The organism is Streptomyces alanosinicus (assembly GCF_014650595.1).
Lineage (GTDB): Bacteria > Actinomycetota > Actinomycetes > Streptomycetales > Streptomycetaceae > Streptomyces > Streptomyces alanosinicus.
In genome coordinates this window covers 35,705-61,169 of sequence record NZ_BMVG01000027.1, presented here as the reverse complement: position 1 = coordinate 61,169, position 25,465 = coordinate 35,705, and the positions used below count along the sequence as shown (strand labels likewise).

The window sequence follows — 25,465 nt, the reverse complement described above, 5'->3', positions numbered from 1 at the left end:
CTGTCCGCCGGCTGTCAATCCGTCCGCTGGACTCGTCCGCTCGGCTCGTCCGCTCGACCGAGCCCCGCCCGGGCCAGTTGGCGGGACTGGGCGACCAGGCGGTCCTCGCTGTCCCAGACCTCGGCGTCCTCCTCCAGGAACCCGCCGGCCAGGTTGCGGGTGGTGATGGACACCCGCAACGGTCCTGGGGCCGGGCGCCGGCGGACGTGGACGGTGAGTTCCACCGTGGGCACCCAGCCCTGGATGCCGATCTCGAAGGCGGTGGGCGGCAGGGCGTCCACCGCCAGCAGCAGCGAGAAGGGGTCCGGGTCACGGCCGTCGGCCAGACCGAACCAGCCGCGCATCTCGCCCTTGCCGGAGGGCGCGCCGAGCGCCCAGCCGAGGGTGGCGGGGTCGAGCTTGAGCATCAGCCGGCCGGCGATCGCCGAACCGCCCGGCACCGGCTCCGGTGCGTCGTCGGCGCCGAAGCACTGCTCCAGCGGCGGGATCGCGGGCGGCACCGCCGTCGTACGGACGTCGTCGGGGAGGGCGGCGAGGTCGCCGTAGGAGGCGAGGACGCGGATGCGTTCCACCTCGTTGCCCTCGTCGTCGTACTGGAAGAGCGAGGCCTGGCCGGTGGAGAGGGTACGGCCGGTACGGACGGCCTCGGTGCGCACCACCGCCGGGCCGGGCCGGGAGGCGGTCAGATAGTGCGCGGAGAGGGCGAACGGGTCGGGGTGCGGGAGCGCGTCCGCGAGGGCCCGGCCGAGCACGGCCAGCAGAAAGCCGCCGTTGACGGCACCGAAGATGGTCCAGCCGGCGGACAGCTCGATGTCGTAGACACCGGGCTCGCGCCGGGTGACCGCGCTGTCGCGGTCGAACTCGCTGTCGCCGATCACGGCTCGCGACGGGGAGGGTGCGGAAGCTGCTTCTGGCATGGAGGAACGGTATAACAGGAAACTACTAAGCGGTAGCTTTGTGCGGAGACGGCGGATGACGGAGTAGTCTCGGATCACTCCGCCGGACCCGCCGGATCCCTCGAACGAGTGAGGTTCTGGCAATTTCTCGGTAAGTGTCCGGACACGTCCACAACCTCAAGCGGCAGATTCCCCTCTATGGGGGCATGAGCCTCACCGGGACTCCGTTCCTCTACACGACCATCGTGCTGGCTGTGGTCGCACTGATACTGCCGCTCGTGCTGTGGTCGCGAGTGCGCGGTCCCAAACCCCTGCGCGCCGCCTCACGCCTGCTGATGCTGCTGTTCGCCCAGGGCACCGCCGTCACACTGATCTTCGTGATGGTCAACAACCAGAACAACCTGTACGACAACTGGGCCGACCTGCTCGGCACCGGCGACCACGTCCAGCAGGCCCAGGACCTGGGCAAGGACGGGACCGGCGGCATAGCGGTGAAACGGTTGCCCAAGGTCAAGCAGAACTTCACGAAGGCCTCCGGCCCCGGTATGGGCCAGGCCGGCGGCGTGCGGGTCACCCAGCTCAAGGGCCGGGTCTCCGGGGTGAACGCCGAGGTCTACGTCTGGCTGCCGCCGCAGTACAACGACCCGGCCTACCGCAACAAGAAGTTCCCGGTGGTCGAGCTGCTGCCGGGCTACCCCGGTTCCGCCAAGGCCTGGTTCGGTTCCATGAAGACGCACGAGCAGCTGCTGCCGCTGATGAAGAGCGGTCAGGTGGCCCCCTTCATCCTGGTCGCCCCGCGCACCAACCTGCTGGCCGGCGTCGACACCGGCTGCGCGAACATCCCCGGCCAGGTCAACGCCGACACCTGGCTCAGCATCGACGTGCCGAAGATGGTCATGGACAACTTCCGGGCCGAGCCGGCACCGAAGGGCTGGGCCGTGGCCGGGTATTCGGCGGGCGCCCACTGCGCGGTCAAGCTGGCCGTGGCGCACCCGGACCGCTACCGGGCGGCCGTGAGCCTGTCCGGCTACAACGACCCGATCGGCGAGCGCAACTCCCTCGCCGCGCAGAACCCCACCGTGCGCAACGAGAACAACCCCTACCTGATCCTGAAGAAGTCGGCCGTGCCGCCGCCGATCGCGCTCTACGTCTCCGGCGAGTCCGGTGACGGCTATCAGGCGGGCGTGGCGCTGGAGTCCATCGCCAAGGCGCCGACGACCGTGCACGTGGTGTTCCTGCCGCGCAGCGCGGGCGGTCACAACATGGCGCTGTGGAAGCCCCAGGTCGACACGGTGTTCCGCTGGCTGACCCTGCAGATGGGCCAGAACCACGCCAAGGGGCAGGACCGCTCTCTTACCAAGCCCCCCGGAACCCTGACCGGGAACGCCGCCGGAGCCATGGGGTCTACTCCTCGGTCACCGTCGACCGGCGGTTCCACGCGCGCGGAGCTCGCCAGTGGAACCGCATCGCGAGCAGGCGCAGCACGAAAGCCGTGACGGCGGCGAGCCCGCTGGTGAACGGGGTCAGCACGTCGTAGTGCAGGCACAGCACGACCATCGTGGCGCCGACGATCGCTGGGACCGCGTACAGATCGCGGTCCCAGCGCAGCAGTGAGGGCACCTCGTTGGCCAGTACGTCCCGGAGCACACCGCCGCCGACCGCGGTGGCGAGGCCGAGCGTCGCCGACGCGGTCAGGTTGAGTCCGTAGCTGTACGCCTTCGTCGTACCGCTCACGCAGAACAGCCCGAGGCCGGCCGCGTCGAAGACCAGCACCGCCGCCTGGATGCGTTCCACGTGCGGATGCAGGAAGAAGACGACCAGCGCGGCCAGCAGCGGGGTCACGAAGTACCCGAGGTCGGTGAAGGCGGCCGGGGGCACGGCTCCGATGACCAGGTCGCGGAACAGCCCCCCGCCCAGCGCGGTCACCTCGGCGAGCACGGCGATGCCGAACACGTCGAAGTTCTTGCGGACGGCCAGCAGCGCGCCGGAGATGGCGAACACGAAGATGCCGATGACATCGAGCGTGTGCTGGACGGAGGGACTGAAGATCTGCTGGAGCTGCACCCCGGTATTCTCACCTGCCGAACGACGTGAACCTTACAAAGCCAGGCTCACAGGGCGGGTTTCCCTGTGGTGAACAGCCAGGTGTCGAAGAGGCCGTCCAGCTGCTGCCCACTGACGCGCTCGGCGAGGCGGATGAAGTCGGCGGTGTTCGCGTTGCCGTACCGGTGGAGCCTGGTCCAGGCGGGCAGCAGCCTGAAGAAGGCCTGGTCGCCGATCCGTTCCCGGAGCATCTGGAGCGTCATCGCACCGCGCAGGTAGACCGCGGAGGCGAACATCGTGTCGCGCTGCGGGTCGGCCACCTTGATCTGCCAGAAGGCGTCGTCCGCCTGGCGGGCGTTGTAGGCGGCGAGGAAGGAGTCGTGGGCCGAGCGGGTGCCCTGGTGCTCCGCCCACAGCCACTGGGCGTAGGTGGCGAAGCCCTCGTTGAGCCAGATGTCCTTCCACTGCGCCACGCTCACCGAGTCGCCGAACCACTGGTGGGCCAGCTCGTGCACGATCGTCGTCTCGCTGCGCACCGCCGAGTAGGCGGGCTTGCTCTGCACCTCCAGCGAGAACCCCGCCTCGGGCATGTCGTCCACGATCGCGCCGGTCTCCTCGAACGGATACGGCCCGAAGACCTTCGACCAGTAGTCGGTCGCGGCGGCGGTGACGGCGTACACATCGACCTTGTTGCTGTTCTTCAGTACGGGGTCGATCGCCACATAGATCGGGGTGCCGGCGGGGGTCCGGCCGGTGCGCACATCGAACTTCCCGATGGTGGCGGTGGCGAGATAGGTCGCCATGGGCTTGGACTCGCGCCAGTGGGTGTACGTCGAGCCGCCCTTGGCGTACGTCGACACCAGCCGGCCGTTGGAGACACCGGTCAGTCCCTCGGGCGCCTTGATCCGGATGTCGTAGGTGGCCTTGTCGGAGGGGTGGTCGCTGGACGGGAACCAGGTGGAGGCGGCGTTGGGCTCACAGGCGACGAAGACACCGTCGGCGGTCTTCATCCAGCCGTACTTGGAGCCGAACACGATGGGCCCGCCGAGGGGCTGTGGTATGCCGCCGTAGGTGACGCTCACCCGGAAGGCGCGGCCCCGGGCGAGGCTGTGGCGCGGGGTGATGACGAGTTCGTCCCCGGTGCGGGTGAACTCGGCGCGTCTGCCGTCGACTTCGACCCGGCTGACGTCCAGCTGCTGCAGATCGAGGTCGAAGGAGGACAGGTTCTGCGTGGCGCGCGCGGTGAGGGTCGTACGGCCGTCCAGGCGGCCGGTGTCCGGGGCGTAGGCGACGTCGAGGTCGTAGTGGAGGGCGTCGAAGCCGCCGTTGCCGAGGTCCGGGAAGTAGGGGTCACCGATGCCGGGGGCGCCGGGGTGCGGGGCGGGGGCGGCGGCGATCACGAGGAAGGAGACCGCCGCGGTGGCGAGGGTGCCCAGACGTGCCGAACGGGAGAGTGCCATGAGTCGTCCCTTTCGAGCGTGTACCGATCAGTGGTCGGACACGGACGACTCTGCGCTCTCCCGTTCGGGCATGTGCATGACTTTGCCCAGTTGTCATGTGCTACTTGTCGGTTGACTCCTGGGACCCGGTCTCCTCGGTGCTCTCGTCGGAGGCAGCGGCTTCGGGAGCGCTCGTCTCGGAGGTGCTCGCTTCGGAGGTGGCCTCCTCGGAGGTGCTCTCCTCGGACGTGCTCTCCTCGGACGTGTCCTCCTCCGCCAGCTCCGCCGCCACCGCCGCCGACGTCTCCGCCGACTCGGCGAGGACCTCGTCGGCGACCAGCTCCGCCGCCTCCTTCGCGGCGGTCAGCAGGACCGTGTCCTGCGGGGCCTGGTCCTCGAAGTTCTCCGGGTGGTGGCAGGCCACCCGCTGACCGGGCTTCAGCTCCAGCAGCGCGGGCTCCGTGGTCCGGCAGATCTCCGTCGCCTTCCAGCACCGGGTGTGGAAGCGGCAGCCCGAGGGCGGCGAGATCGGCGAGGGCACATCGCCCTTGAGCAGGATGCGCTCGCTCTTGGCGTTCTTGCGCCGCGGGTCCGGGATCGGCACCGCCGACATCAGCGCCTTGGTGTACGGGTGCATCGGCGCCTTGTACAGCGACTCCCGGTCGGCCAGCTCGACGATCTTGCCGAGGTACATCACCGCGATACGGTCCGAGACATGCCGGACGACCGAGAGGTCGTGCGCGATGATCACATATGTCAGGCCCAGTTCCTCCTGGAGGTCGTCCATGAGGTTCACGACCTGCGCCTGGATCGACACGTCCAGCGCGGAGACGGGCTCGTCCGCGACGACCAGCTTCGGCTTCAGGGCGAGCGCGCGGGCGATGCCGATGCGCTGGCGCTGACCGCCGGAGAACTCGTGCGGATAGCGGTTGTAGTGCTCGGGGTTGAGGCCGACCACCGACAGCAGCCGCTGGACTTCCTTCTTGATGCCGCCCTCGGGCTCGACGCCCTGGAGCCGGAAGGGAGCGCCGACGATCGTGCCGATGGTGTGCCGCGGGTTCAGCGACGAGTACGGGTCCTGGAAGATCATCTGCACATCGCGGCGCATGGGACGCATACCGCCCACGCCGAGGTGCGTGATGTCCTTGCCCTCGAACTCGATCTGTCCCGCGGTCGGTTCGAGCAGCCGGGTGATCAGCCGGCCCATCGTCGACTTGCCGCAGCCCGACTCGCCCACGACACCGAGGGTTTCCCCGGAGCGGACCTCGAAGTCCAGGCCGTCGACCGCGCGCACGGCACCGACCTGTCGCTGGAACAGGCCCTTCTTGATGGGGAAGTGCTTCTGCAGCCCGGTCACCTTCAGCAGGGTCTCGCCGGGCGCGGCGTCCTTGCTGAGGGTGGCCGCACCGGCCGCCTTCACCTCTTTGTCCTCTGCGTTCTCACTCACAGCTTCGGCGCAATCTCTTCGGTCCAGATCCGTTCCCGCTGCTCCTGCGACATATGGCAGGCGGCCCAGTGCTTGGTTCCGACCTCGGTCAGCTCGGGGCGGACCGTGCGGGTCAGGTTGTCCTTCGGGACGTCGGCGTACGGGCAGCGCGGGTTGAAGGCGCAGCCGGACGGGACGTTGATCAGCGAGGGCGGGGAGCCCTTGACCGGGATCAGGCGCTCCTGCTGGTCGCGGTCCAGGCGCGGCATCGAGCCGAGCAGACCCCAGGTGTAGGGGTGGCGGGGCTCGTAGAACACCTTCTCGGCCGGACCGCGCTCCACGCAGCGGCCGCCGTACATCACCAGGATGTCGTCGGCCAGTTCGGCGACGACGCCCAGGTCGTGGGTGATGATGATGACCGCGGAGCCGAACTCCTTCTGCAGATCGCGGATCAGGTCCAGGATCTGCGCCTGGACCGTCACGTCGAGCGCGGTGGTCGGCTCGTCCGCGATGAGCAGCTCGGGGTTGTTCACCAGCGACATGGCGATCATGGCGCGCTGGCGCATGCCGCCGGAGAACTCGTGCGGGTAGCTGTCCACCCGCTTGTCCGGCTGCGGGATGCCCACGCGGTCGAGCATCTCGACCGCCCGCTTGCGGGCGGTCTTCTTGTCGACGTCGTGGTGGATCCGGTAGGCCTCCACGATCTGCGCGCCGATCGTGTAGTACGGGTGCAGCGCGGACAGCGGATCCTGGAAGATCATCGCCATGTCGCGGCCCCGCAGCTTGCGCACATGGTCGGGGTCGGCGGACAGCAGCTCGGTGCCGTTCAGCCAGATCTCGCCGGAGATCTGTGCCTTGCGCTTGCCGTACTGGCCGGCGGTGTGCAGGCCCATGATGCCGAGCGAGGTCACGGACTTGCCGGAGCCCGACTCGCCCACGATGCCGAGGGTCTTGCCCTTCTCCAGCTGGAAGCTGAGGCCGTCGACGGACTTCACCAGGCCGTCGTCGGTCGGGAAGTGCACCTTCAGGTCGCGCACTTCGAGGAAGGAGCTCGGCTTGGGCGAGGAGTCGGTGGGCTCGCCCACGGCTGCTCCGGTCTTGCTGAGTTCGGTCATGCGAGCCTCACTCGGGGGTCGATCACGGCGTACAGCACATCCACCGCGAGGTTGGCGATGAGCACCGCGAGGGAGGTGATCAGGGTGACGCCCAGGATGATCGGCAGGTCCTGGTTCTTGATGGCGGTCAGCACGGCCTGGCCGAGGCCGGGGATGCTGAACGTGGTCTCGGTGAGGATCGCACCACCGATCAGGGCGCCGAGGTCCATGCCGAGCATGGTCAGGATCGGGGTCATCGTCGAGCGCATGGCGTGCTTGCCGATGACGACCGGCTCCGTGAGGCCCTTGGCGCGGGCGGTGCGGATGTAGTCCTCGCCGAGGATCTCCAGCATGGTGGCTCTGGTGATACGGGCGTACATCGCCGCGTACAGGAAGGCGAGGGTGATCCAGGGCAGGATCATGCCGCCCAGCCAGCCGGAGAAGCTGTCGGAGATCGAGACGTACTGGCCGTTGATCCAGTTCAGTCCGTAACTGAAGATCGCCAGCGAGAGCAGACCCGTGAAGTAGATCGGCAGGGAGACACCGCTGAGGGCGACGACCATCGCACCGCGGTCCCACAGGCTGCCCCGCTTGAGGGCGGAGAGCACACCCGCGGCGACACCGAGGACCAGCCACAGCACGGCGGCACCGAGCGCGAGACCCAGGGTCACCGGGAAGCGGTCGGTCAGCACCGGCCAGACGGCCTGCTCGCTGCGGAAGGAGTAGCCGAAGCACGGCGCGGCACAGTGGGTGACATCGCCGCCGGCCGCGTAGGTGCGGCCCACGAAGATGCCCTTGAAGAAGTGCCAGACCTGCGAGTAGATCGGGTCGCTCAGACCGAGCTTCTCGCGCACCGCCTCGACGGCGTGCGGGTCCGCCTGCTTGCCCACGAAACTCGTGGCGATGTCCACGCCCGCCCACTTGGGGACGAGGAAGAAGATGCTGAAGACCACCAGGATGATGACCACCAGCATCACTATGGCGGCGAACAGCCGCCTGATGAGGTAAGCGAGCACAGCTAACGGCCCGCCGCGGACCGCGGGCCCCCGGAGATCTTCCGGTGGGCCCGCGGCTCGCCGCGCCGGCCTTCACCTGCCTTTCGTGCCGTTCGGCGGGTGTGCCGGGACTACTTCGTGGACTTCAGGCCGAGATTGACGAAGTCGTAGTAACCGCTGTACGCGTTCGTCGTGTACACGTTGCCCAGACGCGAGGAGCGGATGTTGAGCAGCCGCTCGAAGGTGAAGGGCAGGTAGTACGCGCCCTCCATCACCTTGTGGTTGATCTCCGTGGAGATCTGGGTCTTCTTCGCCTCGTCCAGCGTGGTGGTGTACTGGTCGAAGAGCCCGTCGATCGTCTTGTCCTTGATCAGGGCGTAGTTGTTGTTACCGCTCTGCAGGATGTACTTGCTGTCCCACAGCGGGATGCCGTAGCCCTGGACGGTCGGGAAGTCCGGACCCCAGCCCATGATGATGATGCCGAGCTTCTTCTTCTCGACGTTCGACGGGGAGCCGATGATGCCCGGGCTCTGCGAGCCGTCGTACTGGTAGATGTCGGCGTTGATGCCGACCTTCTTCAGCGCGGCCTGCAGGGACTCGGCGGTGGCGACTTCCTGCGCCTTGTTGTTGCGGACGGCGATGGTCGTCGAGAAGCCGTTCGGCTGACCACAGGCCTTGAGCTCCTGCTTGGCCAGGTTGACGTTGCCGTACTTGTTCTTGGTCGCGATCTTGTACGGGTCGTACTTCTGGCCCTCGCCACCGGCGACCGACGGCGGGAGCATGTTGGTGCCGATGTCACCACCGGCGATCGGGCCGCCACGGGCGGTCTGCAGCGACACGTGGTCGGCGGCGTAGATCACGGCCTTGCGGCAGTGCTCGTTGTCGAACGGCTTGACGCTCTGCGGGAAGACCGCGTAGCGGATGAAGCCGGAGACCGGGTTGTCCAGGTTGTCCTTGTGCTGCTTCAGGGCGATCTGGCGGCCCTGCGGGCCCAGGCCGGTCTGCGAGGCGTCGATGTCGTAGTCGCCGTCGATCAGGCGCTGGTCCGAGTCGGCCTGGTTGGTGGAGATGTCCAGGGTGACCTTGTCCGGGTACGCCTTGCGGACCGGGTCCGAGGACGCCTTCCAGCTGGTGTTGCGGACCAGGACCAGGTTCTTGCCCGGGCTGTACGACTCGAACTTGTACGGGCCCGAGGAGAACGGGTGCAGGCCGTACTTGGACTTGGTGTCCATGTCCTGGCGGACCGGCGAGGCCGCGGTCATCGCCAGCACCTGGAGGAAGTCCGAGTTGGCCGTCGGCAGGTGGAAGACGATCGTCTTCGCGTCCGGCGTGTCGATCGCCTTCAGACCCAGGTGGTCCTTCGAGGTGTCCTTGTACGGACCCTTGTAGGTGTTCTTCGGGTCCAGCATCTGCTGGAGGTAGACCGGACCGCCGGACAGGACGTCCTGCGCCCAGGAGCGCTCGATGCCGTACTTGATGTCCTGGGAGGTGATCGGCTTGCCGTCCTCCCAGGTGCCGCCGTCACGCAGCGTGAAGGTGTAGGTCTTGCCGCCGTCCGAGACCTTGCCCATGTCGGTGGCGAGGTCCGGGGTGAGCTTCGCGCCCTCGGCACCCGGCGCCGTCTTGTAGGTGAGCAGCTGACGGCTGTAGTAGCGGGAGAAGTCCCACATGAAGCCGTAGTAGCCGCGCGTGGTGTCCCACGAGTCGGCGTCCTGCGTGCTCACGAACTTCAGGGTGCCGCCCTTCTTGACCTGGTCGGCCTGGGCCACCTTGTTGTTCGCCGCGTCGAAGCCGGCCGCGCCGTCCTTCGAGCTGCCGTTGCCTCCGCCGCACGCCGCCGTGGTCAGCAGCCCGGCGACCACTGCGGCAGCGGCAAGGGCCTGCTTGCGCCGCCCTGAGGTGCGTTGGGTAGTCACGATCTCGGATCCTCCGGAATTGATGAGAGACCCCGTGGATGAACTCACGGGACGCTTGGGGTACGGCACTTCAGCGGGAGCCCTTCGGGTCGAGCGCGTCCCGCACGCCGTCGCCGAAGAGGTTGAAGGCAAGAACCGTGATGAAGATCGCCACGCCCGGGATCACCATGTACATGGGGTCCGAGTCGTAGTAGTCGATCGCGCTCGACAGCATCTGCCCCCAGGAGGACGTGGGCGGCTTGACGCCCACGCCGAGGAAGCTGAGCGCCGCCTCGGTGAGGATGTTCGTGGGGATCATCATCGTCGTGTACACGATGATCGGCGCGACGAGGTTGGGCAGCAGTTCCTTGAAGAGGATGTAGAACTGCCCGGCGCCGAGCGAACGGGCCGCCTCGACGTACTCGCGCTCACGCAGCGAGAGCGTCTGGCCGCGGACCACCCGGCCGATGTACGGCCAGCCGAAGAAGCCGATGACCAGGATCATCACGAACACCCGCACGCCCGTGCCGGTGAGCCCCAGCATCTGGTTGGGCATCACGGAGACCAGCGCGATGATGAACAGCAGCTGCGGGAAGGCGAGAAGGCCGTCCATGACGCGGCTGATGACCGAGTCCACCCAGCCGCCGAAGAAGCCCGCCAGGATACCGAGGACGGTACCCAGGATGACGGCGACCACCGCGGACAGGAAGCCGACGAGCAGCGAGATCCGGGCGCCGTACAGGATGCGGGCGAAGATGTCGCGGCCGTTGACCGGCTCGACACCGAGCAGATGGTCGCCGTTCATGCCGCCCAGGGAACCCTTGGGGGTGCTGAACAGCGGGTCGATCAAGCCCTGGTTGTAGACGTCCGGGTCCTGGCCGACGAGGCTCGTGATCACCGGTGCGAGCAGCGCGATCACGATGAGGAGGAGCACGACGACGCCGCCCGTCAGGGCGAGCTTGTCCCGCTTGAGGCGTTCCCAGGCGATCCGGCCCAGGGACCGGCCCTGGACGGCCTTCGCGTCGGTGGCTGCGACCGCCGCTTCCTCTGCCGCACCCGGGGCCGCTTCCGCGGTCGGTTCGTGCAATGGTGCCGTCATTAGGCTGGGACCCCTCTCAACCGGCGGTAGCCGGCCCGCACTTGCCGCTGGTAGCGGCATCAAACAGTCCGTCGTACACAGGGGCGAACCCCTTGCGTACACAGGGGCGAACCCCTTGAAGGGGGAGTCTTCAACGCTGGCGCGATCAGCCGCCAGCCTTGACAACGAATGGATGCGCAACCGTGATGCAAGCAGGCGTTTCCTGTTATGCGGACAGGAAGTCACGACGACCGGACGGTACAAAGCGGGACACGACGGCACGAACAGGCCGCGCGAAAAGGGCGCTCGACGGCCCTTCGGCGCAGGTCAACGACCGCGGTCAGTAACTGCCGCGCACCGGCGGATATCCGTATCCGGCGGCCGGGGCCTGCTGGGGGGAGGCCTGCAGCTGGGGCTGGGGCGGGGCCGCGTGGACCTCGCGGTCGTAGAACGGGCGCGCGTTGGCTCGCATCCAGATGACCACCGGGTCGTAGTCGTCGGTCATCGCGACCGTCGACACCGGCAGGCCCTCGGGGACGGCGCCGACGGACTGCTGCATCATCGCGCGGACCGAGTCGACCGCGGCCGGGGAGGTCTCGTAGACGTCCAGGCCGATCGCGAGATACGGCGCGCCGAGCGCGGGCTGCACCCAGGCGCGGCGCAGCGAGCGCAGGGCCGGGGTGCGATGGGCGTTCTGTGCGATCAGGGCGTAGAACTGCGGGATCTCGATGCCGGGCTCGGTCAGCCGGAGGGGTCCGGCGGGCTGGCGGTCCAGGCCGGTGGCGATACGGCGCAGGTCCAGCCAGGGGATGCCGACGCCGCCGCCCGGACCGTGCGGGTTGAGCCAGAGGCCGTAGTGGTCCGGATAGAGGGTGCGGGCCACGTCGAGGGCGTCGACGACCTCGTACGACCGGTTCCAGCCGCTGGCCGAGAGTTCCTGGGCGGAGGTGACACAGGGGGCGTAGTGGAAGCCGTCCACCTCCATGTCCCCGTACTGGGCGTCCGGGGAGCCGGCCTGGCCGTGCCAGAGCAGCATCCAGATCTGGCCGGAGGACGGGGCGGCGAGGGCGCGCAGCAGAGCCTCGTAGGCGTCGTAGCGGCCGGGGGTGACCTGGCGCAGCATGTGCTCGACGCTGCCGCTGTGGCTCGCGCTCACCTGTCGTGCCCTTCTGTTTTCCGTGCCCCGCGTTCGGAGACAGCTTAAGCGCCTACCGGGGTGCGGCCTCGGGTTCGTGCGCGAGCGCGGGTTCACGGGTGGTATTCGCGCGACTCCTCGCGCCCCTTGAGGTACGTCAGTGACCGTACTGATAGAAGGGGCGGACGTGAGACCTGAGCCATTCGGCCACCGGGTCGTCGGTCACGTCCAGGAGGACCAGGGTGACCGGCCACTTGACGGAGACTTTACCGAGGGCTCTGCCCAGGGCCTGCATCGGGAGATCGCGCAGGTCGCCCTCCCACTGGGAGAGCTCGACGCCGACGAACATGACCGGGTCGTCCGTCTCGATGGCGGCCAGGCAGCGGCGGGCCGTGCGGACCACACCGGTCTCGGTGAACTCGGCGGACGCGGCGGAGAGGAAGTCGACCGGGTCGTCCTGCCAGTCGGGCTCGAAGAGGCGGACCCGGCCGCCGCTGGCGGGGCCGTCCAGCGGGGTGCGGCCGGCCCGGCACAGCTCGGCCACCGCGTCGGGCGGCAGCGGTATGCCGATCAGGGCGTCGGGGTTCACCGCGATGCCGACCTGCGGGGGCAGCCCGCGGGCGAACTCCACGGCGGGGGCGATGGTGTACGACATATGGGTGCCGGTCACCTGGCGGAGCTGTTCCTCGGAGCTGAACACCGGGACGTACACCTGCCCGGCGATGTCCAGGGTGGGCAGGTCGAGCGGGCCGCTGCCCGGGCCGCCGCCGCTCGGCAGCGGGACCCAGAGCAGGCTCCGGCCGAGGACCTCGATGATCCGGCCCGCCGCGGTGGGTACGCCGAGGGAGGCCGAGAGCACCTCCTCCAGCTCGTTGCCGGGCCAGCCGCTGTGCGGCTGGGGGTGCGCCTGTGCCGGGAAGTCCGCGGGAATGTCCGCCGGGAAGTCCATCTGCCTACCGCCTGCTGGGAACAACTGCTGTGACCATGAAGGCTAGCGGGTGGCTGTGACAGGACCTCACCTTTCGCGCCCCCTCCGGGTGCACCCGCGGCCTCACCCGGTGAACGCGATCCGCCGCAGGGCGTCCGCCGCGGCCCGGTCCAGCAGCACCGCCGAGCCGCAGCCCGCGGGCAGCTCGCCCCGCTCGACCGCGCCGAGCAGCCGGGCGGCCGTACGGCGGTGCCGGCGGAAGGCGTAGCGGGAGACGCCCCGGCCGCGCTCGCGCTGGCCCTCGCGGGCGGTCTCGGGGGTGACGTCGAGCAGCAGCAGATGCAGGGTGCCGCCGCGGCGGCGGGCGGCGCGGGCGAGCCAGTCGCGCACCCAGGACTGGGTGCCGCAGTCATGGACGACGACGCCCTGTCCGGAGCGCAGGGCCCGGCGCAGGCCGGCGTAGTGGGCGAGGCGGACCAGGGGGCGGTAGAGCGCGTAGGGGAGGAAGCGGGGCAGGCGGGCCGCGAAGCGGTCGCGGGTGTCCTGGGAGTCGATCGCGCGGCCGGGGACCGCGCGCCGCATCAGGGTGGACTTGCCGCTGCCGGGCAGGCCGGTCATCACCACCAGGTCGGCGGGGCCGAAGACCAGGGCGCGCGGGCTGCGGCCGGCGCGGTCGCGCAGATCGCGGACGACCTGGGCCGGGCGCCCGGCGCGGCGCTCGCGCGCCGGGGCACCGGGCTGCGCGGGCACCGCGAGGGCGGTGCCGGCGGTGGCGTACGCCGAGGTGCTGTTCACAGTGATCGTCCTTCCCGGTCGGCTTGGTAATAGCCCTGCCCGCAATGCGTAAAGAGAAGGTAATGGACGATCGTCGACAGCGGGGTTCGCCTACTGCCACAGGTCGGTTACAGATGGGGCCCTGACGGGTGGGGGTGTGGCGTGCAATGATGTGGCCGCCAACTGCATACCGGCCGCTTGAATCCGCGCGGGAGAGTCCTCAGCAGCCTTCGCTGGGGCGCCGAAGGAGCAAGTCCCTCCCTTGAATCTCTCAGGCCCCGTTACCGCGCGGGCGAGGCACATCTGAAAAGCGGGCCGCTGTGTCAGTGGCTCCACCCAAGGTGCAAGCCGTGATCGTCCCCGTGGCGGTCCCGGCGAACCTCTCAGGTTCCGATGACAGATGGGGAGGAACGTTCCTCGCCCGTCATGCCTGCCCTGGGAGACGACCGACCGATGAGCAGTACCGAACCCACCGAGCTGCGCCACACCGCGCTGGATGCGCTGCATCGCTCGCTCGGCGCGACCATGACCGACTTCGCCGGCTGGGACATGCCCCTGCGCTACGGCTCCGAGCGCGACGAGCACCTCGCCGTGCGGACGAAGGCGGGCCTCTTCGACCTCTCCCACATGGGCGAGATCACCGTCACCGGCGCCCAGGCGGCCGCCCTGCTGAACTTCGCCCTGGTCGGCAACATCGCCTCCGTCGGCGTCGGCCGCGCCCGCTACACCATGATCTGCCGGGCCGACGGCGGCATCCTGGACGACCTGATCGTCTACCGGCTCGCCGAGACCGAGTACATGGTGGTGGCCAACGCCTCCAACGCCCAGGTGGTGCTGGACGCGCTCACCGAGCGCGCTGCCGGCTTCGACGCCGAGGTGCGCGACGACCGGGACGCGTACGCCCTGATCGCCGTCCAGGGCCCGGAGTCCCCCGGCATCCTGAAGTCCCTCACCGACGCCGACCTGGACGGCCTCAAGTACTACGCGGGCCTGCCCGGCACGGTCGCCGGCGTCCCCGCGCTGATCGCCCGCACCGGCTACACCGGCGAGGACGGCTTCGAGCTGTTCGTGAAGCCGGAGCACGCCGTGGAGCTGTGGCAGGCGCTGACCAAGGCCGGCGAGGGCGCCGGTCTGGCCCCGTGCGGTCTGTCCTGCCGGGACACGCTGCGCCTGGAGGCGGGCATGCCGCTGTACGGGCATGAGCTGAGCACGGCTCTGACGCCGTTCGACGCCGGGCTCGGCCGGGTGGTGAAGTTCGAGAAGGAGGGCGACTTCGTGGGCCGCGAGGCGCTCACCGAGGCCGCCGCCGAGGCGGAGCAGAACCCGCCGCGGATCCTGGTCGGGCTGATCGCCGAGGGCCGCCGCGTCCCGCGCGCCGGGTACGCCGTCGTCGCGGGCGGCGAGGTGATCGGCGAGGTCACCTCCGGGGCCCCCTCCCCCACCCTCGGCAAGCCGATCGCCATGGCCTACGTCGACGCCGCGCACGCGGCGCCGGGTACCGAGGGCGTCGGCGTGGACATCCGGGGCAGCCACGAGCCGTACGAGGTCGTGGCGCTGCCCTTCTACAAGCGCCGGAAGTGACACCGTCGTAGCCCCGAGCAGCCCCAGCATGTGACGTCGGGCACATCACCGCTGCTCGCGTGCGTCTCCAGCAGTCCCCCCTTCACCAGCACACACGCGCGTACAGGAGAATTCAGGCCATGAACAACCCCCAGCAGCTGCGCTACAGCAAGGAGCACGAGTGGCTGTCGGCCGCCGAGAACGGCGTGTCGACGGTCGGCATCACGGAGCACGCGGCCAACGCGCTCGGCGATGTCGTCTTCGTGCAGCTCCCCGAGGTCGGCGCCACCGTGGCCGCGGGCGAGACCTGCGGCGAGCTGGAGTCGACCAAGTCGGTCTCCGATCTGTACTCGCCGGTCTCCGGTGAGGTCACCGAGGTCAACGAGGACGTCGTCGACGACCCGTCGCTGGTGAACTCCGCCCCCTTCGAGGGCGGCTGGCTGTTCAAGGTACGCGTCGCGGAGGAGCCGGGCGACCTGCTCTCCGCCGCCGAGTACACCGAGTTTTCCGGCAGCTGAGGAGTCGTAGCCGTATGACCGTCCTGAACACGCCCCTGCACGAGCTGGACCCGGAGATCGCCGCCGCGGTCGACGCCGAGCTCGGCCGCCAGCAGTCCACGCTGGAGATGATCGCCTCCGAGAACTTCGCACCGCTCGCGGTGATGGAGGCCCAGGGCTCGGTCCTCACCAACAAGTACGCCGAGGGCTACCCGGGCCGCCGCTACTACGGCGGCTGCGAGCACGTCGACGTCGCCGAGCAGATCGCCATCGACCGGATCAAGGAGCTGTTCGGCGCCGAGTACGCCAATGTGCAGCCCCACTCCGGCGCCTCCGCGAACCAGGCGGCCCTGTTCGCGCTGGCCCAGCCCGGGGACACCATCCTCGGCCTGGACCTCGCGCACGGCGGCCACCTGACCCACGGGATGCGCCTGAACTTCTCCGGCAAGCAGTTCAACGTGGTCGCCTACCACGTGGACGCCGAGACCGGCCTGGTCGACATGGCCGAGGTCGAGCGGCTCGCCAAGGAGCACCGCCCGAAGGTGATCATCGCGGGCTGGTCGGCGTACCCCCGTGAGCTGGACTTCGCCGAGTTCCGCCGGATCGCCGACGAGGTCGAGGCGTACCTGTGGGTCGACATGGCGCACTTCGCGGGCCTGGTCGCGGCCGGCCTGCACGCGAACCCGGTGCCGTTCGCGGACGTGGTGACCTCCACCACGCACAAGACGCTCGGCGGCCCGCGCGGCGGCATCATCCTCGCCCGCGGCAAGGACTTCGCGAAGAAGCTGAACTCGGCCGTCTTCCCGGGCTTCCAGGGCGGCCCCCTGGAGCATGTGATCGCGGCGAAGGCGGTCTCCTTCAAGGTCGCGGCCTCGGAGGAGTTCAAGGAGCGCCAGCGTCGTACTGTTGAGGGTGCCCGTATCCTCGCCGAGCGGCTGACGGCGGCGGACGCCCGCGAGGCCGGGGTGAACGTGCTGTCCGGCGGCACGGACGTGCATCTGATCCTGGTCGACCTGCGCGCGTCCGAGCTGGACGGCCAGCAGGCCGAGGACCGCCTCCACGAGGTCGGTATCACGGTCAACCGCAACGCCGTCCCGAACGACCCTCGCCCGCCGATGGTCACCTCGGGACTGCGCATCGGCACGCCCGCCCTCGCGACCCGCGGCTTCACGGCCGAGGACTTCGCCGAGGTCGCGGACGTGATCGCCGAGGCGCTGAAGCCGTCCTACGACGCCGAGGCCCTCAAGGCGCGCGTGAAGGCGCTCGCCGACAAGCACCCGCTGTACGCGGGCCTGAACAAGTAGGCCCGACCCGTAAGTCCCTGGTGGGGCGCCCTCCGGCGGCTGACGCAGAGCGCCGGTGGGTGTCCCGCCACCCCCTGTTTCCTGAGGAGTGACCGTGGCCATCTCGGTCTTCGACCTGTTCTCGATCGGCATCGGCCCGTCCAGCTCCCACACGGTCGGCCCGATGCGCGCGGCAGGCTTGTTCGCCCGCCGGCTGCGCAACGAAGGCCTGCTGGAGAGGACCGCCTCCGTCCGCACGGAGCTGTACGGCTCCCTGGGTGCGACCGGGCACGGCCACGGCACCCCGAAGGCCGTCCTGCTGGGCCTCGCCGGTGACTCGCCGCGCACGGTGGACGTGGAGACGGCGGACGCGCGCGTGGAGGCGATCAGGGCGGAGGGACGGATCCGGCTCCTGGGCGAGCACGAGATCGCCTTCGACTTCGACAAGGACCTGGTCCTGCACCGCCGCAAGACCCTCCCGTACCACGCCAACGGCATGACGGTCTGGGCGTACGACGCTTCCGGGGCGGAGCTGTTGTCGAAGACCTACTACTCGGTCGGCGGCGGCTTCGTGGTGGACGAGGACGCGGTCGGCGCGGACCGGATCAAGCTGGACGACACGGTCCTGAAGTACCCGTTCCGCACCGGCGACGAGCTGCTGCGCCTCACCCGCGAGACGGGCCTGTCGATCTCCTCGCTGATGCTGGAGAACGAGCGGGCCTGGCGCACCGAGGACGAGATCCGCGCGGGCCTGCTGGAGATATGGCGGGTGATGCGCGAGTGCGTGCGGCGCGGTATGTCCCGCGAGGGCATCCTGCCGGGCGGTCTGAAGGTCCGCCGCCGCGCGGCCGTCTCCGCCCGCCAGCTGCGTGCCGAGGGAGACCCGCTGGCCCACGCCATGGAGTGGATCACGCTCTACGCGATGGCCGTGAACGAGGAGAACGCGGCCGGCGGCCGCGTCGTCACGGCCCCCACGAACGGCGCGGCCGGCATCATCCCGGCCGTCCTGCACTACTACATCAACTTCGTCCCCGGCGCCGATGAGGACGGCGTGGTCCGCTTCCTCCTCGCGGCGGGCGCGATCGGCATGCTCTTCAAGGAGAACGCCTCCATCTCCGGCGCCGAGGTCGGCTGCCAGGGCGAGGTCGGCTCCGCCTGCTCCATGGCCGCGGGCGCGCTGGCCGAGGTCCTCGGCGGCTCCCCCGAGCAGGTCGAGAACGCGGCCGAGATCGGCATGGAGCACAACCTCGGCCTGACCTGCGACCCGGTCGGCGGCCTGGTCCAGATCCCGTGCATCGAACGCAACGGCATGGCCGCGGTGAAGGCGGTCACCGCCGCCAAGATGGCCATGCGCGGCGACGGCTCCCACAAGGTGTCCCTGGACAAGGTCATCAAGACCATGAAGGACACCGGCGCGGACATGTCCGTCAAGTACAAGGAGACGGCGCGAGGCGGGCTGGCGGTGAACATCATCGAGTGCTGAGGAGGCACTCGAAGCGCCGGGATTCTCCGGTGGCAGCCCCTCACACCGTCGCCAGCAGCAGGTCCTCCCCCGTCGACGGGCGCAGGCCGTCGCTGCGATCGGTGAAGTAGCGCTCGGCGAGTGAGGTGCCCGGGACGTGCCGGACCTGGGGGAAGCCCGCCTCGTGGGCCAGGTGCAGCATCTCCTCGGGGGTGTAGAAGCTGAGGAAGGGCGTGCCCGAGCCGCGTGCGCCCGCCTTGCTGGCGCGCAGGCCCGGACGGTCGGCCTCGGCCACGAGGTCCTCCGGCAGCAGGAAGGTCATGGCGAGGGTCGAGCCCGGGGCCAGCCCGGCGATCTGCCGCAGGGTCGCCGCCGTGGCCTCCTTGGTGAGGTACATCGTGACGCCGCTGGAGGCGACGACCGCCGGCCGGCCCGGGTCGAATCCGGCCGCCGTGAGCTGCTCCCGCCAGGCGCCGCCGCTCGCCTCGAAGTCGACCGGCACCAGGCGCAGCCAGTCGGGGATGCCGTAGCCGAGAGACGTGAGGCGGTCGCGCTTCCACTGCTGCGGGCCGGGCTGGTCGACCTCGAAGACGCGCGGCCGGGAGGCGGTCTCCGGGACGCGCTGGGCGAAGGTGTCGAGGCCGGCGCCCAGCAGGACGTACTGGTCGACGCCCCGCGCGGCCTGCTCGGCGACCAGGTCCTCGATGAACCGGGCGCGGGCCACGACGGCCGCCCGGAACCCACGGGTGGCCCGCGGATCCATGTCGGGGCGCTCGCGCCAGCCGTCGCCCGGATCCGCGAGGCGCAGACCGACCTCGTCCCGAAGGACATGCGGAGGCGGGTCCGTCAGGACGTGCATCGCCCGCCACAGGGCGCATCGCACGGCGGTGTTGTCCGGTGTGCCCTCGGCCGTCACGGCTGGTCCTTGCGGGGGGCCTGGAGGCTCCACAGGCGTCCGTCCGGATCGCGGACCGTCATCAGGCGCGTGCCGAAGTGGGTGTCCTCGAACGGTGTGACCACCTCGACGGCGGGATCGGCACGGAACGCGTCCGCGTCCGGCACCTTCAGCACGAGCTGCGTCCGGGGCTCGCGGTCCTCGGGGATCTCGGCGATGAAGACGTACGGTCCCTCGCCGTTGCGGAACTGGCCGGAGTTGTGGTCGGTCTCGAACTCCAGGTCGTAGCCCAGCGCCTGGAAGAACTGGGCCGCCTTTCCCCAGTTGTGGGTCTCCAGGAACACGGCCTCGATGCCTTCGGTCGCCATGTCAGGTCTCCTTCTCGGTCGGCTGCGGTCCTTTTCCCTGCCCATGGGCGTCGTCGAGGTAGGCCCGCAGCGCGTCCGCGACCAGCGCGGACAGGGACGAACCCGACTCGATGGCGCGGTACTTGACCTGCTTGATCAGCCCGATCGGCAGGTACACGTTGAACTGCTTGACTTCCTCGTCTCCCACGCCTTCGACGCTAGCATGCTAGCAATCTAGCCGCCAGTCGCACCTCAGTCCGGACCCGTCACACACCGGCCGGGAGTGACTGCTGTTCCTCCGGGAGCTACCGCGCAGTAACCGCCTGCTCCTACTCTTGCGCCAACTGGTTTCGACGGAACGGGAGTTGAGCGATGGGCGCAGTGGGACGGGCGGCGGCGGTCCTGGGAGCGGCCGCCGTGCTGATGGTGGGGCCGGGCACCGCGCACGCGGCAGCCCCCGCGTTCTCCGGGACGACGGCGATCGGCACGCACAACGCGTACGACAAGGCCAAGTACACGTACTTCGCGCAGGCGCTGGACTCCGGCGCCTCACTGCTGGAGCTGGACGTGTACGTGGACAGCCTCACCCACCGCTGGCGGGTCAGCCACAGCAATCCGCTGGGCGACAACAACAACTGCGAGGCGGCGAAGACCCCGGGCGAGCTGTACAGCAAGAACCGCGACCAGGATCTCGGCAGTTGCCTGGACAACATGGCCGCGTGGAACCAGCTCCACCCCGACCACCCGCCGATCGTCATCAAGGTGGAGATGAAGGTCGGCTTCAACAACAACGGGGGCATGGGGCCGGGGCAGTTCGACGCGCTCGTGGCGCAGAAGCTCGGCAGCAGCGTCTACAAGCCGGCCGATCTGCTGGGGGGCACCTACAGCTCGCTCGACGCGGCGGCGAAGGCGAACGCCTGGCCGAGCCGCGACTCCCTCAAGGGCAAGTTCCTCTTCGAGATGATCCCGGGCACCGTCGAGCAGGCCAACCCGTTCGACCACTACTGGACGGACCAGGAGTACGGCGACCATCTGCGCGATCTGTACGCGGCCGGGCAGATCTCCCGGGCCGAGGCCTTCCCCGCGGTGCTGGGCGCGGCGGGCGGCGACCCGCGGGCGACCCGCTGGACCTCCGACCCCTCGATCCGCCCCTGGTTCGTGTTCTTCGACGGTGACGCGGCCACCTATGTGAACAAGGGCTACGACACCGCGTTCTACTCCACGAACCACTACATCTCGATCATGACCGATGCCGCCGGCGTCTCCCCGGCCATCTCCTCCACGGACCCGACGGACGCCGAGGTCGCCGCCAGGCTGGCGCTGCTCGCCAAGAACCACGCGAGCATCATCACCTCCGACTGGTCGACGAAGTCCGCGTCGGTCCTGAGTTCGACGGTCCCCCGGAGCTGACGTTCCCCCCGCCCGAGGCGGATCGGGCGGGCCGTCGCGGGGCATCACTCAACCAGCAACTCCTCATCCCTCACCGGCACACCAAGGAGTCCCCCACATGCTCCGCGGCATCGACGTCAGCGCGTTCCAGTCGTCCTCCTACGACACGAGCGGCCTCTCCTTCGCCTTCATGAAAGCGACGGAGGGCCACTCGTACGTCAACCCCCACGCCGGCGCCCAGGCGAAGACCGCCCGTGACGCCGGACTGGTCGTGGGCTTCTATCACTTCCTGTGGCCCGGCAACCTCACCGCCCAGGCGGAGTACTTCGTGGCCAAGGCCCCGTCGAAGGCGGGCGACATCCTCGCCGTCGACTGGGAGACCACCGGCGACGGCACCCACGCGAGCAATGCGGAGAAGGACTCGTTCCTCAGGAAGGTGAAGGCCCTGCGGCCGGGCCACCGGGTCATCCTGTACTGCAACCGCGAGTTCTGGCTGAACCTCGACACCACGTCCTACGCGGCCGACGGTCTGTGGATCGCGGACTATGTGAGCGCGGGCCATCCGCGCATCAAGGCGAAGTGGCGCTTCCACCAGTACACCAGCACGCCCCATGACAAGGACGTGGCGGACTTCGCCAGCAAGGCCGCACTCCAGGACTGGGCTACACCGTAAGGCCGACGCCGTAGAAGCAACGCCGCAGGGCAACGCCGTAGGGGACGTCAGCCCCGGAAGTCCGCCGGGCGTTCCGGGGAGGCGTCCGTGAGGGCCTTGCGCACTTCGTCCGCGCCTGCGCGGAGGCCGTAGACCGGGGTGCCGGGCTGCTGGCGCCAGGAGTCGTCGATGCCGCCCGAGTCGACCGTGTCGAAGCCGAGTTCGTCGATGAGGGCGCGGACGGCCCGCTTGGCCCGGTCGTCGTCGCCGGCGACCGGGAGGGCGAGGCGCTCCGGGTCGCCGGCGGGACGGTGGCGGTCCAGGATGTCCTGGGCGTAGGTGCCGTTGAAGGCCTTGATCACCGGGTGGCCGAGGTGCTGTTCGGTCCAGCGGCTCTCGGTGAGGTGCTCGTCCTCGATGGCGGCGATCCGTCCGTCGCGTTCGCGCGGGTAGTAGTTGCCGGTGTCGATCACCGCCGCTCCCTCGGCGGCGCCGTCCAGCAGGCCGGAGGGGAGGTTCGGGACCGCCTTGAGCGGGACGGTGACGACGACGATCTCGGCGCCCTCGGCCGCGTCCTCGGCCCGGACCGGGGTCGCGCCGGTCTCCTCGGCCAGTTGCCCGAGTGTCTCGGGGCCGCGGGAGTTGGCCACGAAGACGTCGTGGCCGAGGGCGGTGAGCCGCCGGGTGAGGTTGCCGCCGATGTTCCCCGCACCGATGATGCCGATCTTCATGACAGGCCTTCCGGATGAGTGACAGTTGCATGCACACGCATGCGCCTTCGTGGGACTCAACCCGGGGCGGCCGGGGAGTATTCCGGCCCGGCGGCGAACGGGTGGACGTTCGCCGCGGCTCAGGTCACAGGCGTACGACGAGCTTGCCCGTATGGCGGTTGGACTCCATCAGGCGGTGCGCGTCCCGGATGCTGTCGAGGCCGTCGAAGACCTCGGCGATCACCGGGCGCAGACTGCCGTCCGCGAGACCGGCGGCCAGGTAGTGGGCTGCGCGGTGGCGGCCGGCCGCGTCGCCGCTGAGGACGATGTTGGCGTATCCGTGGACGGTGAGCGGCCACTGCCGGGGCAGCGCGATGGGCCGCTCGTCCAGCCAGCCATAGCTGACCAGGGTGCCGTCCCGCACGATCGCGCCGCCGAGTTCCGCGAAGCCGGGGCCGCCGATCGCGTCCAGCACGATGTCCACGCCCCGCCCGTCGGTCAGCCGGCGCGCCTGATGCACCACGTCCTCGTCGTCGCTGACGATCACGTGCTCCGCGCCCAGTTCGAGCAGCTGCCGCCGCTTGCCCTCGGTGCGCGTGGTGACGATCGGTACGGCCCCGGCCCGCCGGACGACCTGGATCGCGGCCGTGCCGACCCCGCTGGAGGCCCCGGTGATCAGCACCCGCTGCCCGGGGAGCAGCCCGGCCCGCTCGACCAGGGCGCCGTAGGCGGTGGTGTAGGTGAGCCAGAGGGCGGCGCCGGTGACGGCGTCGAGGCCGGCGGGGCACGGGACGAGGGCGGCGGCCGGCAGGACGGAGCGTTCGGCGTGGACGCCGTGCGAGCCGAGGGGGAAGTTGGCGGCGGCGAGCACCCGGTCGCCCGGCGCGAACGCGGTCACGTCCGCGCCGACGGCCTCGACCTCGCCGGCCGCCTCGTAGCCGATGCGGGAGGCCGGCAGGGTGGGCTGGTAGTAGTAAGTACCCGCGCGGAAGAGGGCCTCGGCGCGGTTGAGGCCGAGCGTCTCCCATCGCACGAGGACCTCGTCCGGTCCGGGTGCGGGCAGCGCGGCCTCCTCGACCGTGAGCACGTCGGGGCCGCCGATCTCGTGAAAGAGCACTGTGCGTGCGGACGTTGTTGTCATGCCGTCGACGCTATGGCCCCTCCGCCAGACGCTCCATGTCTCCTGGTCTTGTTTTCATGTCCGTACGTCTTCCGGGTGGGAACGCGCCGACTAGGGTGGGGGCATGGACGTGCTCAGCGATGTCGTCGCGGCCATGCGGGCCGGCCGGCCGCATTCCGCCCGCCATTACAAGTACGCGCCGTGGGGGCTGCGGTTCGCCGCCGCCTACGAGGTCGGGTTCCATGTGGTGCTGCGTGGCTCGGCCTGGCTGATACCGCAGGACGGGGAGCCGGTGGCGCTGGCACCCGGGGATGTGGTCTTCCTCGCGCACGGGCTCGGGCACTGCCTGGTCAGTGCGCCCGGCGTGGCCGTGCGGGACGTAGCGCTGCTGCCCGACGGCACCTGGAGCGGGACGGCACCCGAGGGGCCGGGGGAGGGCTGCCCGGACACCGTCACGCTGTGCGGGGTCTACCGGCTGGACCGGGAGCGGGCACACCGGCTGCTGGCCGAGCTGCCGGAGGTCGTGCATCTGCCGGCCCGGGTCGGCGGCCACCGCTCGCTGCAGGCCGCGGTGGAACTGCTCGGGATGGAGCTTGAGGAACAGCGGCCGGGCACCGACGCGATCGTCACCTCACTGCTCGACACGCTGCTGCTGTACATCCTGCGGGCCTGGTGGGAGAGCGAGCGGGCGGCGGGCCGGGCGCGGGGCTGGGCGGCGGCGCTGGCCGATCCGGCGGTCGCGGCGGCGCTGCGCGCGATCCACGGCGCACCGGCGCGCGCCTGGACGGTGGCCGAGCTGGGCGCCGCCGGCGGGCTGTCCCGCGCGGCCTTCGCCCGCCGGTTCGCGGCGCTGGTGGGCGAGCCGCCGCTGACGTATCTGACGTGGTGGCGGATGACGACGGCGAGCCGGCTGCTGCGCCATGACGACCTCTCCCTGCGCCAGGTCGCCGAACGCACCGGCTACACCTCGGAGTTCGCCTTCGCCAAGGCGTTCAAGCGGGAGTACGGGGTGGCACCGGGGCGGTATCGAAGGGGTGTCTCGTAGTCAGCCGCTCCCCCGCAGCAGCTCCAGTGTCTGCTCCAGCTCCCCCAGCAGCACCGCGACCGCCTGTTCGGCGGCGCCGTCCGCGATGGCCTCGACGAGTGCCGCATGGGAGTCGTCGCCGGTGTCGGGGACCTTCTCACGCAGGCGGGTGAGGTGCAGCAGGGTCACCAGACCTTCCCGGAGGACGGGGACGAACTCGGTGAACAGGTCGGTCAGGACCGGGTTGTGGGCGGCGGCGACCACGGCCGTGTGCAGGGCGATGTCGGCGTCCACGAAAGCGGTGTCCGCTGCGGCGGCCGCCGCCCGGCGGCCCTTCAGCGCGGCTCGCAGCGCGGTGACGTCCTCGGGGGTGCGGCGCTGTGCGGCGAGGCGGGCGGCCTGTACCTCGACGCCCATGCGGACCTCGTAGACGTCCGTGACGGCGGCCCGGCCGAGCCGGGTGGGCCAGTCCTCGGCCGGCTCGACGGCGATGACGAAGACACCGGCGCCGTGCCGCGGCCGAACCAGCCCGGCGCCGGCGAGCGCGCGCAGCGCCTCGCGGACCGTGGAGCGGCCGACACCCAGCTCCTTGGCGAGCGTGGTCTCGCCGGGCAGCTTGCCGCCGACCGGCCAGTGGCCTGCGGCGATCCGGTCGCGCAGCCGGTCGGCGGCCTGCTCGACCAGGGGGCTGGGGCGGAGGGGCCCGAGCGGCATGTGGTTCACCCACTTGTCTGAGGAGCTGAGGTGTCGCTAGCGTACCCGGTGTGACGCTCCGCGGTCTCCTTCTTCTCGGCTGCCGCGGCGGGGTTTGACGCGACCGGCG

Annotated in this window: 25 protein-coding genes and 2 riboswitches; of the genes, 8 read left to right on the top strand and 17 right to left on the bottom strand. The window is 70.0% G+C overall.

Features of this window, described 5'->3' with window-relative positions; genetic code table 11:
• Positions 1-14 precede the first annotated feature (14 nt).
• Entirely contained in the window at positions 15-917 is a 903-nt protein-coding gene (locus IE277_RS34390; RefSeq protein WP_189957660.1) for a thioesterase family protein, read from the bottom strand.
• Positions 918-1,102: 185 nt separating this feature from the next.
• Between IE277_RS34390 and IE277_RS34385 the strand changes: the two genes are divergently transcribed.
• Entirely contained in the window at positions 1,103-2,392 is a 1,290-nt protein-coding gene (locus IE277_RS34385) for an alpha/beta hydrolase (RefSeq protein WP_189957659.1), read from the top strand.
• Here the strand turns inward: IE277_RS34385 and IE277_RS34380 are convergent.
• The 10 genes from IE277_RS34380 to IE277_RS34335 form a co-directional block, all read right to left on the bottom strand.
• Positions 2,301-2,960, bottom strand: a complete 660-nt coding sequence (locus IE277_RS34380) for a trimeric intracellular cation channel family protein (RefSeq protein WP_189957658.1) — start codon at positions 2,958-2,960, stop codon at positions 2,301-2,303. The two genes, IE277_RS34385 and IE277_RS34380, sit on opposite strands and share 92 nt — an antisense overlap.
• A gap of 47 nt (positions 2,961-3,007) precedes the next feature.
• A complete protein-coding gene (locus tag IE277_RS34375) occupies positions 3,008-4,399 on the bottom strand; it encodes a M1 family metallopeptidase (protein ID WP_189957657.1) in 1,392 nt (463 codons plus the stop codon).
• Between the two features lie 100 nt (positions 4,400-4,499).
• The gene (locus IE277_RS34370) at positions 4,500-5,825 is read right to left on the bottom strand and encodes an ABC transporter ATP-binding protein (protein WP_189957656.1); all 1,326 of its coding nucleotides are present in this window, start codon (positions 5,823-5,825) and stop codon (positions 4,500-4,502) included.
• A complete protein-coding gene (locus IE277_RS34365) occupies positions 5,822-6,919 on the bottom strand; it encodes an ABC transporter ATP-binding protein (protein ID WP_189957655.1) in 1,098 nt (365 codons plus the stop codon). Before IE277_RS34365 ends, IE277_RS34370 begins: the two co-directional genes overlap by 4 nt.
• Positions 6,916-7,914: an ABC transporter permease gene (locus IE277_RS34360; protein WP_189957654.1), complete on the bottom strand. Its 999-nt coding sequence runs from the start codon at positions 7,912-7,914 to the stop codon at positions 6,916-6,918. The genes IE277_RS34365 and IE277_RS34360 overlap by 4 nt, the downstream gene beginning before the upstream one ends.
• Before the next feature lie 110 nt (positions 7,915-8,024).
• Entirely contained in the window at positions 8,025-9,809 is a 1,785-nt protein-coding gene (locus tag IE277_RS34355) for an ABC transporter substrate-binding protein (RefSeq protein ID WP_189957653.1), read from the bottom strand.
• Between the two features lie 70 nt (positions 9,810-9,879).
• Positions 9,880-10,887, bottom strand: a complete 1,008-nt coding sequence (locus tag IE277_RS34350; protein WP_189957652.1) for an ABC transporter permease — start codon at positions 10,885-10,887, stop codon at positions 9,880-9,882.
• A gap of 319 nt (positions 10,888-11,206) precedes the next feature.
• The gene (locus tag IE277_RS34345) at positions 11,207-11,989 is read right to left on the bottom strand and encodes an enhanced serine sensitivity protein SseB C-terminal domain-containing protein (RefSeq protein ID WP_373310955.1); all 783 of its coding nucleotides are present in this window, start codon (positions 11,987-11,989) and stop codon (positions 11,207-11,209) included.
• Positions 11,990-12,158: 169 nt separating this feature from the next.
• Positions 12,159-12,950, bottom strand: coding sequence for an enhanced serine sensitivity protein SseB (locus IE277_RS34340; RefSeq protein ID WP_189957650.1), 792 nt, complete (start codon positions 12,948-12,950; stop codon positions 12,159-12,161).
• 102 nt (positions 12,951-13,052) lie between these two features.
• Positions 13,053-13,730, bottom strand: coding sequence for an AAA family ATPase (locus IE277_RS34335; RefSeq protein ID WP_189957687.1), 678 nt, complete (start codon positions 13,728-13,730; stop codon positions 13,053-13,055).
• A 172-nt stretch (positions 13,731-13,902) separates the two neighbouring features.
• Positions 13,903-14,000: riboswitch (glycine riboswitch) on the top strand.
• Positions 14,001-14,113, top strand: a riboswitch (glycine riboswitch). It begins immediately after the preceding riboswitch.
• A gap of 43 nt (positions 14,114-14,156) precedes the next feature.
• Between IE277_RS34335 and gcvT the strand changes: the two genes are divergently transcribed.
• The 4 genes from gcvT (at position 14,157) to IE277_RS34315 (ending at position 18,526) form a co-directional block, all read left to right on the top strand.
• Positions 14,157-15,284, top strand: a complete 1,128-nt coding sequence (gene gcvT / locus IE277_RS34330; RefSeq protein ID WP_189957649.1) for a glycine cleavage system aminomethyltransferase GcvT — start codon at positions 14,157-14,159, stop codon at positions 15,282-15,284.
• Positions 15,285-15,403: 119 nt separating this feature from the next.
• Entirely contained in the window at positions 15,404-15,781 is a 378-nt protein-coding gene (gene gcvH / locus IE277_RS34325; RefSeq protein WP_189957648.1) for a glycine cleavage system protein GcvH, read from the top strand.
• Between the two features lie 14 nt (positions 15,782-15,795).
• On the top strand, positions 15,796-17,064 hold the full coding sequence (glyA, locus tag IE277_RS34320; RefSeq protein ID WP_189957647.1) for a serine hydroxymethyltransferase: 1,269 nt from the start codon (positions 15,796-15,798) through the stop codon (positions 17,062-17,064).
• 94 nt (positions 17,065-17,158) lie between these two features.
• Entirely contained in the window at positions 17,159-18,526 is a 1,368-nt protein-coding gene (locus IE277_RS34315) for an L-serine ammonia-lyase (protein ID WP_189957646.1), read from the top strand.
• A gap of 40 nt (positions 18,527-18,566) precedes the next feature.
• Here the strand turns inward: IE277_RS34315 and IE277_RS34310 are convergent, their stop codons facing one another.
• From IE277_RS34310 to IE277_RS34300, 3 genes are read right to left on the bottom strand one after another with little or no spacing between them, the layout of a single operon-like run.
• Positions 18,567-19,421 (bottom strand): class I SAM-dependent methyltransferase, encoded by an 855-nt coding sequence (locus IE277_RS34310; protein ID WP_189957645.1) that lies wholly within the window; start codon positions 19,419-19,421, stop codon positions 18,567-18,569.
• Complete coding sequence (locus IE277_RS34305; protein WP_189957644.1) at positions 19,418-19,768, bottom strand: VOC family protein; 351 nt, start codon at positions 19,766-19,768, stop codon at positions 19,418-19,420. The genes IE277_RS34310 and IE277_RS34305 overlap by 4 nt, the downstream gene beginning before the upstream one ends.
• Before the next feature lies 1 nt (position 19,769).
• The gene (locus IE277_RS34300; RefSeq protein ID WP_189957643.1) at positions 19,770-19,955 is read right to left on the bottom strand and encodes a ribbon-helix-helix domain-containing protein; all 186 of its coding nucleotides are present in this window, start codon (positions 19,953-19,955) and stop codon (positions 19,770-19,772) included.
• 164 nt (positions 19,956-20,119) lie between these two features.
• Between IE277_RS34300 and IE277_RS34295 the strand changes: the two genes are divergently transcribed.
• Positions 20,120-21,157, top strand: a complete 1,038-nt coding sequence (locus tag IE277_RS34295; RefSeq protein ID WP_189957642.1) for a phosphatidylinositol-specific phospholipase C domain-containing protein — start codon at positions 20,120-20,122, stop codon at positions 21,155-21,157.
• Positions 21,158-21,254: 97 nt separating this feature from the next.
• Complete coding sequence (locus IE277_RS34290) at positions 21,255-21,809, top strand: glycoside hydrolase family 25 protein (protein WP_189957641.1); 555 nt, start codon at positions 21,255-21,257, stop codon at positions 21,807-21,809.
• Positions 21,810-21,856: 47 nt separating this feature from the next.
• Here the strand turns inward: IE277_RS34290 and IE277_RS34285 are convergent, their stop codons facing one another.
• Together IE277_RS34285 and IE277_RS34280 are read right to left on the bottom strand one after the other, a co-directional pair.
• Entirely contained in the window at positions 21,857-22,519 is a 663-nt protein-coding gene (locus IE277_RS34285; protein WP_189957640.1) for an NADPH-dependent F420 reductase, read from the bottom strand.
• 124 nt (positions 22,520-22,643) lie between these two features.
• Entirely contained in the window at positions 22,644-23,639 is a 996-nt protein-coding gene (locus IE277_RS34280; RefSeq protein ID WP_189957639.1) for a zinc-dependent alcohol dehydrogenase family protein, read from the bottom strand.
• Positions 23,640-23,742: 103 nt separating this feature from the next.
• Here IE277_RS34280 and IE277_RS34275 point away from each other — a divergent pair, with 103 nt between their 5' ends.
• The gene (locus IE277_RS34275; RefSeq protein WP_189957638.1) at positions 23,743-24,663 is read left to right on the top strand and encodes an AraC family transcriptional regulator; all 921 of its coding nucleotides are present in this window, start codon (positions 23,743-23,745) and stop codon (positions 24,661-24,663) included.
• Here the strand turns inward: IE277_RS34275 and IE277_RS34270 are convergent, their stop codons facing one another.
• Positions 24,664-25,356, bottom strand: a complete 693-nt coding sequence (locus IE277_RS34270; RefSeq protein ID WP_189957637.1) for a FadR/GntR family transcriptional regulator — start codon at positions 25,354-25,356, stop codon at positions 24,664-24,666.
• Positions 25,357-25,465 lie beyond the last annotated feature (109 nt).

Coding starts and splice junctions, on each gene's coding strand:
- gcvH (WP_189957648.1), top strand. CDS start 15,404: ATGAACAACCCCCAGCAGCTGCGCTACAGCAAGGAGCACGAGTGGCTG.
- IE277_RS34270 (WP_189957637.1), bottom strand. CDS start 25,356: ATGCCGCTCGGGCCCCTCCGCCCCAGCCCCCTGGTCGAGCAGGCCGCC.
- gcvT (WP_189957649.1), top strand. CDS start 14,157: ATGAGCAGTACCGAACCCACCGAGCTGCGCCACACCGCGCTGGATGCG.
- IE277_RS34305 (WP_189957644.1), bottom strand. CDS start 19,768: ATGGCGACCGAAGGCATCGAGGCCGTGTTCCTGGAGACCCACAACTGG.
- IE277_RS34340 (WP_189957650.1), bottom strand. CDS start 12,950: ATGGACTTCCCGGCGGACATTCCCGCGGACTTCCCGGCACAGGCGCAC.
- glyA (WP_189957647.1), top strand. CDS start 15,796: ATGACCGTCCTGAACACGCCCCTGCACGAGCTGGACCCGGAGATCGCC.
- IE277_RS34385 (WP_189957659.1), top strand. CDS start 1,103: ATGAGCCTCACCGGGACTCCGTTCCTCTACACGACCATCGTGCTGGCT.
- IE277_RS34350 (WP_189957652.1), bottom strand. CDS start 10,887: ATGACGGCACCATTGCACGAACCGACCGCGGAAGCGGCCCCGGGTGCG.
- IE277_RS34295 (WP_189957642.1), top strand. CDS start 20,120: ATGGGCGCAGTGGGACGGGCGGCGGCGGTCCTGGGAGCGGCCGCCGTG.
- IE277_RS34375 (WP_189957657.1), bottom strand. CDS start 4,399: ATGGCACTCTCCCGTTCGGCACGTCTGGGCACCCTCGCCACCGCGGCG.
- IE277_RS34390 (WP_189957660.1), bottom strand. CDS start 917: ATGCCAGAAGCAGCTTCCGCACCCTCCCCGTCGCGAGCCGTGATCGGC.
- IE277_RS34275 (WP_189957638.1), top strand. CDS start 23,743: ATGGACGTGCTCAGCGATGTCGTCGCGGCCATGCGGGCCGGCCGGCCG.
- IE277_RS34280 (WP_189957639.1), bottom strand. CDS start 23,639: ATGACAACAACGTCCGCACGCACAGTGCTCTTTCACGAGATCGGCGGC.
- IE277_RS34345 (WP_373310955.1), bottom strand. CDS start 11,989: ATGCTGCGCCAGGTCACCCCCGGCCGCTACGACGCCTACGAGGCTCTG.
- IE277_RS34365 (WP_189957655.1), bottom strand. CDS start 6,919: ATGACCGAACTCAGCAAGACCGGAGCAGCCGTGGGCGAGCCCACCGAC.
- IE277_RS34285 (WP_189957640.1), bottom strand. CDS start 22,519: ATGAAGATCGGCATCATCGGTGCGGGGAACATCGGCGGCAACCTCACC.
- IE277_RS34290 (WP_189957641.1), top strand. CDS start 21,255: ATGCTCCGCGGCATCGACGTCAGCGCGTTCCAGTCGTCCTCCTACGAC.